Origin of the sequence: Planococcus notacanthi (assembly GCF_030407825.1) — a bacterium.
In the GTDB taxonomy this organism is placed as follows: domain Bacteria; phylum Bacillota; class Bacilli; order Bacillales_A; family Planococcaceae; genus Planococcus; species Planococcus notacanthi.
Window position 1 is genome coordinate 577,224 of the sequence record NZ_JASDCQ010000002.1, and the last position, 12,859, is coordinate 590,082.

At 45.6% G+C, this 12,859-nt stretch carries 14 protein-coding genes; 13 read left to right on the forward strand and 1 reads right to left on the reverse strand.

All coding sequences use genetic code 11. The features are described from left to right. Window positions 1-172: 172 nt before the first annotated feature. The 6 genes from QMA01_RS10400 (at window position 173) to QMA01_RS10425 (ending at window position 5,283) form a co-directional block, all read left to right on the forward strand. A complete protein-coding gene (locus QMA01_RS10400; RefSeq protein WP_290214997.1) occupies window positions 173-850 on the forward strand; it encodes an SOS response-associated peptidase in 678 nt (225 codons plus the stop codon). A gap of 39 nt (window positions 851-889) precedes the next feature. Further along, window positions 890-1,744 carry a patatin-like phospholipase family protein gene (locus tag QMA01_RS10405; RefSeq protein WP_290214998.1) on the forward strand — a complete coding sequence of 285 codons (855 nt, stop codon included), beginning with the start codon at window positions 890-892 and terminating at the stop codon, window positions 1,742-1,744. A gap of 54 nt (window positions 1,745-1,798) precedes the next feature. Further along, window positions 1,799-2,245, forward strand: a complete 447-nt coding sequence (locus QMA01_RS10410) for a GNAT family N-acetyltransferase (RefSeq protein ID WP_191715018.1) — start codon at window positions 1,799-1,801, stop codon at window positions 2,243-2,245. Between the two features lie 312 nt (window positions 2,246-2,557). Continuing rightward, window positions 2,558-4,162 carry a gamma-glutamyltransferase family protein gene (locus tag QMA01_RS10415; RefSeq protein WP_290214930.1) on the forward strand — a complete coding sequence of 535 codons (1,605 nt, stop codon included), beginning with the start codon at window positions 2,558-2,560 and terminating at the stop codon, window positions 4,160-4,162. A 24-nt stretch (window positions 4,163-4,186) separates the two neighbouring features. Next, window positions 4,187-4,753: a chromate transporter gene (locus QMA01_RS10420; protein ID WP_191715020.1), complete on the forward strand. Its 567-nt coding sequence runs from the start codon at window positions 4,187-4,189 to the stop codon at window positions 4,751-4,753. After that, window positions 4,750-5,283, forward strand: a complete 534-nt coding sequence (locus tag QMA01_RS10425; RefSeq protein WP_191715021.1) for a chromate transporter — start codon at window positions 4,750-4,752, stop codon at window positions 5,281-5,283. The genes QMA01_RS10420 and QMA01_RS10425 overlap by 4 nt, the downstream gene beginning before the upstream one ends. 37 nt (window positions 5,284-5,320) lie before the next feature. Here the strand turns inward: QMA01_RS10425 and QMA01_RS10430 are convergent, their stop codons facing one another. Beyond that, window positions 5,321-5,515: a hypothetical protein gene (locus QMA01_RS10430; RefSeq protein ID WP_290214931.1), complete on the reverse strand. Its 195-nt coding sequence runs from the start codon at window positions 5,513-5,515 to the stop codon at window positions 5,321-5,323. A 216-nt stretch (window positions 5,516-5,731) separates the two neighbouring features. Between QMA01_RS10430 and QMA01_RS10435 the strand changes: the two genes are divergently transcribed. The 7 genes from QMA01_RS10435 to QMA01_RS10465 all read left to right on the forward strand — a co-directional run bounded on the left by QMA01_RS10435 (window position 5,732) and on the right by QMA01_RS10465 (window position 12,851). Then, window positions 5,732-6,214: an RrF2 family transcriptional regulator gene (locus QMA01_RS10435; RefSeq protein ID WP_191715023.1), complete on the forward strand. Its 483-nt coding sequence runs from the start codon at window positions 5,732-5,734 to the stop codon at window positions 6,212-6,214. Window positions 6,215-6,305: 91 nt separating this feature from the next. Continuing rightward, window positions 6,306-6,530: a DUF896 domain-containing protein gene (locus QMA01_RS10440; RefSeq protein ID WP_203338949.1), complete on the forward strand. Its 225-nt coding sequence runs from the start codon at window positions 6,306-6,308 to the stop codon at window positions 6,528-6,530. 28 nt (window positions 6,531-6,558) lie between these two features. Then, window positions 6,559-7,437 carry an Hsp33 family molecular chaperone HslO gene (gene hslO, locus QMA01_RS10445; protein ID WP_191715025.1) on the forward strand — a complete coding sequence of 293 codons (879 nt, stop codon included), beginning with the start codon at window positions 6,559-6,561 and terminating at the stop codon, window positions 7,435-7,437. A gap of 230 nt (window positions 7,438-7,667) precedes the next feature. Then, on the forward strand, window positions 7,668-8,270 hold the full coding sequence (locus tag QMA01_RS10450; protein WP_191715026.1) for an alpha/beta hydrolase: 603 nt from the start codon (window positions 7,668-7,670) through the stop codon (window positions 8,268-8,270). 174 nt (window positions 8,271-8,444) lie between these two features. Next, entirely contained in the window at window positions 8,445-9,410 is a 966-nt protein-coding gene (locus QMA01_RS10455) for a glutaminase (protein WP_290183927.1), read from the forward strand. Between the two features lie 124 nt (window positions 9,411-9,534). Continuing rightward, window positions 9,535-11,583, forward strand: a complete 2,049-nt coding sequence (locus QMA01_RS10460; protein ID WP_290214932.1) for a catalase — start codon at window positions 9,535-9,537, stop codon at window positions 11,581-11,583. Between the two features lie 122 nt (window positions 11,584-11,705). Beyond that, on the forward strand, window positions 11,706-12,851 hold the full coding sequence (locus tag QMA01_RS10465; protein WP_203338953.1) for a DUF2382 domain-containing protein: 1,146 nt from the start codon (window positions 11,706-11,708) through the stop codon (window positions 12,849-12,851). Window positions 12,852-12,859 lie beyond the last annotated feature (8 nt).

Below are 12,859 nucleotides of genomic sequence, written 5' to 3' on the forward strand. Positions count from 1 at the left end.
AAAATCTATCGAAACTGCAAGACGTATGGACAAGAAAATGGACAGTTTCAGGTCTTTTAAAAAGGTTTGATATTATCTGAATACTTCGGGTAAACAAGGCAATTGAAAAGAAGAGAGCCACTATTTCTGGTATATTAAAAGTAGAAAACATACAGAGAAAGGCGTGATGAATGTGTGTGGAAGGTATTCATTATTCACTGATTATGCGATTTTGATTGACCGTTTTAATGTTGAAAAAATGGCTGTAGATGAAGGTGAATACACACCAAGCTATAATGTGGCTCCTTCCCAGCAAATCATTGCGATTATCAACGATGGCCATAAAAACCGACTGGGTTCACTCAGGTGGGGACTGATTCCGCCTTGGGCAAAGGACGAAAAAATCGGCTCTAAAATGATCAATGCGCGATCAGAGACAGTGGCGGAAAAGCCAAGTTTCCGTAATGCCTTTAAAAAGAAGCGCTGTCTGGTAGTTGCAGACTCTTTCTACGAATGGCAGCGTAAAGACGGTGAAAAAATCCCGATGCGCATCAAATTGAAAAACGGAGAACCTTTTGCTTTTGCCGCTTTATGGGAATCGTGGAAAGCGCGCGATGGCAAGACGGTCAATACGTGTTCCATTTTGACAACAGAGGCCAATTCATTGATGAAATCGATTCATGACCGCATGCCGGTTATTTTAACGAAAGAAGAAGAGGAAATGTGGCTGGATCCAAATGTGGAGGACGTCGAAACATTGAAAGGCCTATTGAAGCCCTATAAAGCTGATGAAATGGAAGCATACCGTGTTTCGGAAGAAGTCAATTCTCCAAAAAACAATAAACCGGAATTGATTGAAAAAGTCGGTTGAGTTGACCGGAGCCTGTGGTTGATTCAACCAGCAGGGGGGATTCAGATGAAAAGTGGATTGATCCTGGAAGGCGGTGGCATGCGTGGTGTTTATACAGGAGGAGTCCTCGAAAAGTTGTTGGAGGAAGAGATTTTTGTCGATTACGTCATTGGGGTGTCAGCGGGCGCTTGCCATGCTGCATCCTATATTTCCAGGCAAAACGGGCGGAACCGGGAAGTGACCATCGGCTATGTGAACCATCCGGAATATATATCGGTTAAAAATTTATTGGTGAAACGGGAATTGTTCGGGATGGATTTAATCTTTAATGAAATTCCGAACAGCCTCGTGCCTTTTGATTATGAACGCTTTAATAATGCGACAGAAGAATTTGTCGTAGGGGCAACGGATTGCCTGACAGGAGAAGCGGTTTATTTTGAAAAACAAAATCGGCCAGAAGATGTATTGACGATTGTGAGAGCTTCCAGTTCTTTGCCTTTAATGTCAAAACCGGTGGAGTTCGCGGGGAAATTATTGATGGATGGCAGCATTGCAGATCCGCTTCCCATCCGAAAAGCTTTATCCGATGGTGTCACCAAACCAATCATTGTGTTGACGAGAGAAAAAGGCTACCGCAAAAAGAGGAGCCGATTTGCACGCATCTTGCCTGCTTTTGTCCGCCAATATCCGGCTATCGCAAAGAAAATGGAAAGCCGCCACCTTTATTACAACGAAACAATGGATTTTATTGATCAATTGGAGCAGGAAGGTTTGGCAATGGTGATTCGGCCAATGAATTTGTATGGGATCCGAGGGATTGAACGCGATCAGGAAAAGCTGGAAGTTTTATATCAGCAAGGATATCAGGATGCTACAGCCCGTTTTGATGAATTGATCGATTTTCTTCAAAAATAAAACACACAGGCATAGAAGCTCATGGCTTGATTAAATCAGCTGGAGGAGAAATACATGATTGGAGAAATCAATCACCGCAATAAGCAGGTGGCCCAGGAGATATTGGAAATCCAACTTCCTGCCTACGGCATAGAAGCTGAGCTTATGGATTTTTACGAAATTCCTCAACTTCATGAAACGGCTATCGATATTCAAAACAGCGGGGAATTATTTGTCGGTTTCCAGGAGGAAGAACTGATGGGAGTAGTATCGTATAAAATGGTGGACGGACTTGTGGATATTCACCGACTTATCGTAAATCCGGCATATTTCCGCAGAGGCATCGGCAAAAGGCTGTTGGAATATTTACTGAAGCGCTATAAAGGCTATGAGTTCATCGTCAGCACGGGAACTGCCAATAAACCGGCGATTGCCTTATATCAAGCATTCGGTTTTCAGGAACAGCGGAAAGTTGAAGTGGCTCCGGGAATCGAGTGTACAGTGTTCGGTTTAAGAAACTGACTGTTGATAAGATAGAGCCCTGCTGACCGCATTAGCGGTCAGCAGGGTTTTGCTTTGAAAGCAGGAAGTTACTGGGTTTTTTAAATGGGAATATTCCGTATTTTTAGTTTATCGAGTGGAAATATACTACTGGATACTTTATACTTGGGGTTATTCTTGCTTTGTTATAGTGAAATAAAGCTTATTCACAGGCAGGCCAAAAAGTGGGCTGTCTGTGGATTTCGATCGAATAGATTTACACCGAATAGTGGAATAAAGGTTCTGCTTGATGGTGGGGCATAAAAGGGATATTGGGAGAAAGGGAGGATTAGAATGGACTATTTACATAATCCGTTTGCATCACAAAGACAAACCGTATTTTCAAAAAAAGGAATGGTGGCGACTTCTCAGCCGCTTGCAGCACAGGCCGGTATTGAAATTATGCAAAATGGTGGGAACGCCATTGATGCAGCGATAGCAACCGCTGCCGCTTTGACAGTTGTGGAACCGACTTCGAATGGCATTGGGGGAGATGCTTTCGCATTGGTCTGGGTAAAAGATAAATTACATGGCTTGAACAGCTCGGGGCCTGCACCGAAAAGCATTTCTCCAGAAGCAGTCAAAGCGCTCGGTTTCGAGAAAATGCCGACATTCGGTTTGGTGCCCATAACGGTACCAGGGGTGCCAGCTGCTTGGGCTGAATTATCACGGAAATTCGGTAAATTGTCGTTGGCGGATGCATTAAAGCCTGCAATCCGTTATGCGGAGGAAGGCTATCCATTGACGCCGATTCTCGGGAAGTACTGGAAAGCCGCTTATTCCAAATACAAAAATACATTTACGAACGAAGAATATAAAGGATGGTTCGATACCTTTGCACCGAACGGCCGTGCACCTGAAATCGGTGAAATATGGTCGTCTCCTGGACATGCGCGTACATTGATTGAAATCGGGCAAACCGATGCACGTTCTTTCTATGAAGGCGCAATCGCTGACAAAATTGATGACTTCATGAAAAAGCATGAAGGATTTTTAGCAAAAGAAGATTTAAAAGCATTCAAGCCGGAGTGGGTGGAGCCGGTTTCAACAAATTATCGAGGCTATGATGTATGGGAGATTCCGCCCAATGGCCAAGGTATGGTCGCTTTGATGGCTTTGAATATCTTTAAAGAATTGGGAGAGCCGAAATGGCAATCTGCTGATACGTATCATGAACAGATTGAGGCCATGAAACTGGCATTTACAGATGGAAAAGCGTTTATAACTGAGCCGGAAAATATGCCGGTCAGTACGGAACACCTTTTGTCGAAAGAGTATGCAGCAGCACGGGCCAAGACGATCGGCGAAAATGCCTGTGACCCCGAACCTTATGAATTGCCGAAAGGCGGAACGGTTTATTTGTCGGCAGCAGACGAAGAAGGCAATATGATCTCCTATATCCAAAGCAATTACATGGGCTTTGGCTCAGGTATCGTCATTCCGGAAACCGGCATCAGCCTGCAGAACCGCGGGGCGGATTTTTCATTGGATCCTGAACATCCGAATGTAATAGCTGGAGGCAAGCGGACCTTCCATACCATCATTCCAGGGTTCCTGACAAAAGAAGGGAAAGCTGTAGGGCCATTTGGTGTAATGGGCGGCTATATGCAGCCACAAGGCCATTTCCAGGTAGTCACCAATACCATCGACTATTTGATGAATCCTCAAGCGGCTCTTGATGCCCCCAGGTGGCAATGGATGGAAGGGAAAATTGTTCTTGTGGAACCGACTTTCCCGAATTACCTGGCACAGGCTTTATCCCGCAAAGGCCATCAAATTCAAGTAGCGACCGATGGCGGCAGTTTCGGAAGAGGACAAATCATTTGGCGCAATCCTGAGACAGGTGTCTTGGCCGGCGGCACCGAATCACGTACGGATGGTGCAGTGGCCGCCTGGTAGGCTTTGAAAAGTGGAGGAAAAGAAATGGGACAATCCAAATTAAAAACAAACAAAGATCTTTTTGCCGCTTTTTTTCGTGTCGGCCTATTGGGGTTTGGTGGTGGACCTGCTGCAATTCCGCTTTTTCACCGTGAAGCCGTGGTCAATTATAAATGGATGACAGAAGATGAATTCGGCGATACCTTAGCCTTGGGGAACACCATGCCAGGACCGATTGCCACAAAGATGGCGGGTTATATCGGCTACCGGGTCAACGGAGTGATTGGCTGCCTTATTGCCTTGGCCGCATCCGTTATTCCGACAGTGGTGTTGATGATTCTTCTGTTGGGCATCTTGCAGAAGTATAAAGAGCTGGATTGGGTCAACAGCATGTCCGCCGCTGTCGTACCGGTTGTCGGGGTCATGCTGGCAGTGATGACATGGGATTTCTTTCAGAAATCTGGCCAAGCTTTGGGGATTGGCCGAGCGATTCTGTTTACGGGAATCGCCATCGTTCTATTAGAAGTATTGAATATCCATCCGGCTATCGTGATAATGGGAATTTTGATTCTTTCCTTAACTTCCTTTAAGAAAGGGGAAAGGTCGAAATGATTTACTGGTACATTTTCTTGGCATTTTTTATTCCGGGCATTTTAGGATATGGCGGAGGCCCAGCTTCGATTCCACTGGTGGAAAAAGAAGTGGTGGACCGCTACGGGTGGATGACCACCCAGGAATTCGGTGAAGTCTTGGCTTTGGGCAATGCGTTGCCGGGTCCGATCGCTACGAAAATGGCAGGCTATATCGGCTATATGGAAGGCGGCGTTTTGGGGGCGATCGTTGCTTTATTCGCTTCAGTTGCGCCTTCTCTTATTCTGATGGTGCTGTTGATGGTGACCTTGTTGAAATACAAAGATTCGCCGAAAGTCAAAAATATTACGAGGTTGGTCCGACCGGTCATCGCCGTGCTGCTCGGTGCTATGACATTACAGTTTTTCATGACTTCTGTCGATACTTCAGGCACTGTCCAGACAGTTATCCTGATCATCATCAGCTACTGGCTGTTGGAAATCAGGAAGATCCATCCGGCAATGGTCATTCTACTGGCGCTTGTCTATGGTGCTATATCGGGCATTGTTTAGCTGGTTCTGCAGCTGGCTAATTTTTATCCATTCCATATCAAAGGGGGCTGTCCCAAAAGGTCATGAAAATGACTTTTGGTGGCAGCCCTTTTGTCGTTCCCGAAAGACCCGGCAGATGTCCATTGCGGCGGACGCGTTCCGCGGGCACGGCTTCTGCCGTTTCCCTCGCTGCGCTCAGTCCAGTGGCTCCAGCTCGCGCTGTTCCCGCTGGAGTCGCCGCCTCCATTCCCATCAGCCAGCGGTTCTCAGAAAACGTATTCCCCCATCAAAAAACAGCGGAGAGAAAAAGGTTTTCTTTCTCTCCCGCTGTTTTATTTTAGAGACTTATAGGACAGCCCCTTTTTCTATTTCCGGAATAAGCAGGCATATTTATTTACTTTTAATTCGAGATAGTTTATTGTGGATAACGAGGATAAATTTTATCCTTAATTGAAAGAGGGTGATTTGGGTGCACATGAAACCAGGTGTAGAACAATCGGTATATGCGATTTTATTATTGAATATGCTTCCTGATAAAGCGGTGCTTCCGGGTGAAGCCATCAGCCAACAGCTCGGCACTTCTCCGACCTATTTTCAGAAGCTGTTGAGAAAACTGGTCAGTGCAGGCTTGATCACTTCTGTGCCAGGAGTTAAAGGCGGGTTTAAACTTAATAAAAAACCGGAAAACATCAGTGTTTTTGATATATATGAAGCGATTGAGGGACAGCAGGCACTGTATTCTCCAAGTGGCGTGCTCGGTGATTTGCTTGAACTGGAGGAACCGGAGCGTTGCTGTCTGTTGACGGATTTGATGCTTGACGCAGAAAATGCCTGGCGCCTCCGGATGGAACAGGAAACCATTGCTTTGCTTTCTGAGAAAATGAATGAACAGCGTTTTCAGGAAAAAACGAGAAAATTAAACGAATGGCTGGCACAAAAGCTGGTCGGATAGAGAAACTTCAGACAGGTTCTTTAACCCCTGCTGATTGTTGGTTGATCCATTGCCCGTTAAAGCGGAACAAAAAGGGAAAGAGGAGAAGAAAATGATTGCCATCTTGCCGCGCATTAATCAATTAGCGAAAAAAGCACGTGAAGAAGGATTGACCAATGCAGAAAAAGTCGAGCGCCAAGTATTGCGTGAAGACTATTTGCGGTCCATTCGCGGACAGATTGAATCCACCGTCACCAATATGACGGTCATTGACCCGTTAGGCGATGACATCACTCCGGACAAAGTCCGTGCAAAAAAACAAGCCATCCAAGAGTAGAAAGCTTGATAGAGAAAGGGAGAACAAAATGAACGATTACTTAGTGAAAGCCTTAGCCTTTGATGGGCAAGTGCGCGCCTATGCGGCACGCACAACTGAAACTGTTGGAGAAGCGCAGCGCCGCCATTATACATGGCCGACTGCCTCTGCTGCACTTGGCCGTTCCATGACAGCGAGTGTCATGCTGGGTGCCATGATGAAAGGCGAAGAAAAATTGACGATCCGAATAAATGGAGGAGGTCCAATCGGAACAATTCTGGTGGATGCAAACGCCAAAGGGGAAGTCCGTGGATACGTATCCAATCCTTTGACCCATTTTGATTTGAACGAGCAAGGCAAACTGGATGTCAGAAGAGCGGTCGGTACGGAAGGCACGTTGGCAGTTTCCAAAGATATTGGCTTGCTTCAGCCATTTGTAGGGCAAGTTCCTTTGGTGTCCGGTGAACTCGGCGAGGATTTTACCCATTATATCGTTACTTCTGAGCAGATACCTTCTTCTGTCGGTGTTGGCGTTATCGTCAATCCTGACAACACCATCCAAGCTTCTGGCGGATTCATCATCCAATTGCTTCCCGGGACAGAAGAAAAAGTCATCACGGATATCGAGGAGCGTCTGAAAACCATTCCGACCATTTCCAATATGGTGCGGCAGGGAATGACGCCGGAAGATATCTTAAATGAAGTATTGGGTGCAGGCAATGTTAAAGTGCTCGAAGAAATGCCTGTCCAATTTCAGTGCCAATGCTCAAGAGACCGGATTTCCAGAGCGATTCAAGGCTTGGGCGCTGCAGAAATCGAAGATATGATCGTGACCGACGGCCAAGCGGAAGCACAATGCCATTTCTGCAATGAGAACTATTTATTCTCCAAAGAAAATTTAGAGGACATGCTGCAGTCTGAAGCCTGATAACAGCAAGAGGCCCATGCACATTCGTGCTATGGGCCTTTTCTTTTGAAGGAAGAAAAGATTTATGGTATTATTATCTTGAATTCGAGATAAGTTTCTGGTTAAATTAATTAGGGAATAGAAAAAAGGCATAGAACTCTTAAGTAAACTAAATGCTAATACGTTTCAAACTACAGAAATTTGCTTCTTCATTTCGACTTATCGACATTATAATTGGAGGTTCTCAACTAATGAAACATATTTTTCAACAAGGCAGCAATCCTGAAAAACCGACTTTTCTTATGCTTCACGGAACAGGTGGAAACGAAAACGACTTATTGGCCATTGCCGCTCATATTGATCCGGAAGCGGCTGTATTGAGTGTTCGTGGAAATGTGTCGGAAAACGGCATGCCGCGCTTTTTCAAACGCTTGTCAGAGGGTGTCTTCGATATGGAGGATTTAAAAATCCGTACAGAAGAACTGCATGAATTTATTGGTCAAGCGTCTGAAGAACATGGTTTTAATCGCCGCAACGTTATTGCCATCGGCTATTCAAATGGTGCCAATATTGCAGCAAACTTGCTGTTTACGTATGCGGATTCGCTGAAAGGGGCTATTTTGCATCACCCGATGGTGCCGAATCGTGATGCCGAATTGCCGAATTTAACGGGTGTACCGGTGTTTATTGCGGCAGGCACCAACGACCCGATCTGTCCGGCAGAAGAGTCAACAGACCTGGAAAAATTATTGGCTGGCGCAGGGGCGGACGTCCAATTGCATTGGGAAGACTTTGGCCATCAATTGACGATGCCTGAAGTGGAAGCCGCTAAAGAATGGTACGATAAGCTTTAATAAAATCTTTTATGACAAACTGCACCTTGAGTGAACCATCACTTGAGGTGCAGTTTGTCTTTGGTTAAGGACACATCTATTGGTTGACGTGTTCTCTATGCAGGCCAGTGGCTTTTGACAAAGGCTGTTGCTTTCATTCATGATAGGAAGAAAGTAACTTAAGGAGGGATGGCAATGCAAACCAATCCGCATATTCAAGAACAATTAGAAGCTTGGGTTCAAGAAAACAAAGGCCATGCTGTATTGGGGACGACTGCCCAATACATACCGGCACTAGGGAAAGAAGATCCGAGCCAACTGGGGATCTGCATGGTTGATGATGAAGGAAACTATTATTGCGCGGGGGATACGGATAAAGAATTTACCCTCCAGAGCATTTCAAAAGCATTGACATTCATCGCATTGAGCTGCCATTACGGTTTGGAATTTGTACTGGAACGGGTGGATGTCGAACCGACCGGAGAAGCATTCAACTCGATTATCCCATTTGAAATCCACCGGCCGAACAAGCCCTTCAATCCGTTTATCAATGCGGGAGCTATTACGATATCAGCCTTGCTTCCGGGACAAACAAGCCAAAAGAAATATGAGTATCTCCTGCATTTTCTGGAAGAACTGGTCGGCCATCCGTTGGAATTGGATAAGGAAGTGTACGATTCGGAATGGCAATCATCCCACCGTAACCGGGCACTCGCTTATTATTTGAAGGAAGCTAAATTTCTGGATCTTGAAGTGGAAGAAGCGTTGGATATTTATATTCGCCAATGCGCCATTAAAGTGAGCACCAAGGATTTGGCGCTGATCGGCTTGATCATCGCTTATGACGGATACAATCCAATCACGAAAGTAAAACATTTTTCGGAAGAAATTGCTCAAGTGGCGAAGGTGCTAATGGTGACATGCGGCATGTACAACTCTTCTGGGAATTTTGCAGCGCATGTCGGGATTCCGGCAAAAAGTGGTGTATCAGGAGGCATTATGGCTGCTGTTCCTCCCAAACTTCATTCACAGACTTATGAATTCCGTGCAGGAGCGGGAATTGGTGTCTATGGCCCCGCGATTGATGTGCAGGGAAACAGTGCAGCAGGAACGATGATGCTGCGGCAAATATCAAAAGAATGGGATTTAAGCATTTTTTAATAAGGAACTCCGCAGGCTCTCCAAGCTTGTGGAGTTTTTTATTGGAGAAAATCTAAATTGAGGTGTGCTGCGAAAGAAGACAGGGTAGTAAAAGAAAGAATATAAAAACAAAAGGAGTGGCAAAATGGCGAAAAGTCCTGAAGTGAATGAAAACAGCAAAGATGAACAATTGGAGCAATATCGGACAGATGATTCCGGAAAAAGCCTGACGACCAATCAGGGGCTGAAAATGGCCGAAGACGAGTTTTCATTGAAGGCTGGAGAACGGGGCCCCACTTTGATGGAGGATTTCCATTTCCGGGAAAAAATGACGCATTTTGACCATGAACGCATTCCTGAGCGCGTAGTTCATGCTAGAGGCTATGCAGCCCATGGTGTCTTTGAAGCATATGATTCCTTAGAGCATTTGACGAAAGCCAAGTTCCTTTCTGAAAAAGGCAAGAAAACGCCTGTTTTCGTACGGTTTTCCACTGTTGCCGGGTCAAAGGGCTCTGCAGAAACCGTCAGGGACGTAAGAGGGTTTGCGACGAAGTTTTACACAGAAGAAGGAAATTATGATTTGGTCGGCAATAACATGCCGGTGTTCTTTATCCAGGATGCCATCAAGTTTCCAGACTTTGTCCACGCTGTGAAACCGGAGCCGCATAACGAAATGCCGCAGGCAGCCAGTGCACATGATACCTTATGGGATTTCGTCATCAATAATCAGGAAACGGCTCATATGATGATGTGGCTGATGTCTGATCGCGCGATTCCGCGCAGTTTCCGTATGATGGACGGCTTTGGTGTACATGCTTTCCGTTTCGTCAATGCAGAAGGCAAGTCGCATTTTGTCAAATTCAATTGGAAATCAACACTGGGCACTCATTCGCTCGTATGGGACGAAGCACAGAAAATCGCCGGAAAAGATCCGGATTTCAATCGCCGGGACTTATACGATTCCATTGAGCAAGGGGATTTCCCAGAATGGGAGTTGGGTGTTCAGATTGTACCTGAGGACGATGAATACAAGTTTGATTTTGATTTGCTGGATGCTACGAAATTGTGGCCGCAGGAAGAAATTCCAATCCAAATCATCGGTAAAATGACGCTGAACCGCAATGTGGATAATGTCTTTGCGGAAACTGAACAAGTGGCATTCCATCCTGGACATGTAGTGCCGGGAATTGATTTTTCAAACGATCCGTTGCTTCAAGGACGTCTGTTCTCCTATACAGACACTCAACTCCTTCGGTTGAACGGTCCGAATTTCCATGAACTTCCGATCAATCGGCCGGTTTGCCCTTTCCATAATAACCAACGGGATGGTGTCGGACGCCAAACGATCAATAAGGGACGGGTTTCTTATCAAAAAAGTTCATTCACCAACAGTACACCTGCTCCAGTAAGCGAAGCGGAAGGCGGCTATTCTCATTATCAGGAGAAAGTGGATGGACGCAAAGTACGTGCGCGCAGTGAAAGTTTTAACGATCATTTTTCTCAAGCCACAATGTTCTGGAACAGTATGACTTCCCCAGAGAAAGAGCATATTATTGAGGCGTTCAGTTTTGAACTTGGAAAATGCCAGGAATCTTGGATTCGTGAAGGTGCTGTTGAGATGTTCACTAACGTCAACTTGGAAATGGCACAGGCAGTGGCCAAAAACATTGGAGTTGCACCTCCGGCAAGCGGAGGTTCGAATGTCACAAAGGCCTCGCCGGCACTTAGCCTGGAAAATACAGTAAAATCTCCGGCGACTCGTAAAGTGGGTGTACTGATTGATAATGGCTTTAACGAAGAAGAAGTGTTGAATGTCCTTAAAGAGCTGCAGGCGAAAGGTGTGCAGTACGAAGTGGTCAGTGAAATGCAAGGCGAACTGAAAGGTACGGGCGGCAAGGGAATCACCGCCGACCATACTTTCAATACCACAGATCCGGTGCTGTATGATGCCATTTATGCAGTAGGCGGTCCGGATGTCAGCAGAAAATTCGCCAAGGAAGCAGCACGCTATATCGGTGAAGCATTTGATCATTACAAACCGATTGGTGCTACACACGATGGCCAGCAATGGCTGGAAGCAGCACATATCGAAAACCAGCCGGGGGTAGTCGCAGCAACTGCTGGATCCGAATTTGCTTCATCTTTCGTTGAAGTGATTACCGCCCATCGCCACTGGAACAGACAAATCGACTAAGAGAAAAAGTTTACGGAAATTAAATTCTTAAATATCAACATGTTTAAGAAAAGTCCTGTCGGGTATTTTCTAAACTAAGCAAGCATTTTCAAAATACGCATAAAAAATTGGAGGAATAGAAAATGGCCAACAATAAATTTATGGGAACGTTCGACAGCGAAACGGAAGTATTAAGAAAAATCGAGGAACTGAAAGCACAAGGTTCCCGCGAAGAAGATATGTACGTAATGGCACGGGACAAAGATCAAATTTCAATGGTCCGGGGACGCACAGATGTAGATTACAAATCATCTGAAGGAAACTGGATGGATAAGTTCATGGGCTTCTTGTCAGGTGATGAACCTACACGCCAGGCATTCTCAGGAATGGGTGTAGATGAAGCAGAAGCTGACCGTTATTACAAAGAAGTACAGAACGGCAAAATCTTATTATTTGTAGACCGTGAATACGGCGCGAACTATGAAGGCAAAGCACCATACGACAATACGTCTACAAGCGGTGCAGCTGGCACAATGGGCGCAGCTGGAGCTGCCGGAGCTTCTGGATTAGGATCAGCCAGAACTCATAAAGACGATGAGGCAGTAGGAAGAGACGGCTTAACAGTCGACACAAATGAAGAAAATGATGTTTACTACAATAAAAAAGACGATAAATTCAGCAGTGGCACCTCAGAAACTGCAGGTGTCGGAAGAGATTCAGGCACAGGCTTCGGATTAGGATCAGATCGTACGGTGGACGACGTCAACCGCACAGACCGATTTGATGACACAAATCGTGATTTGAACCGTACAGATACAGACCTTAACCGCACAGGCACGGAAGAAGAGAAACTTCGCTTGCATGAAGAGCGTTTGAATGTTGACAAAGAGCGTGTACAAACCGGTGAAGTAAATGTCGGCAAACACGTTGTTGAAGAAAATCAAACAATCGAAGTGCCTGTAGAACGCGAAGAAGTCTATGTAGAACGCCGGCCTGTAAATGAAGAAACGACAGGAAATTCGTTTGATAAAGATTCCGGTTTAACTGGAGACGCTTATCAAGAAGGCGAAAACATCCACATTCCAGTAACAGAAGAACGCGTCGAAGTAACGAAAAAAGACGTAGTTGCTGAAGAGATTGTGGTAGGCAAGCGCAAAGTCCAGGACACGGAAACTGTCAATGAAACTGTACGCCGTGAAGAAGCGGATATCGATGAAGATACCAATTTGACGGATGATGAGTTAACGCGCAAAAACCGTACAGACCGTACAGACCGCGATCGTTTATAATCGCTGGA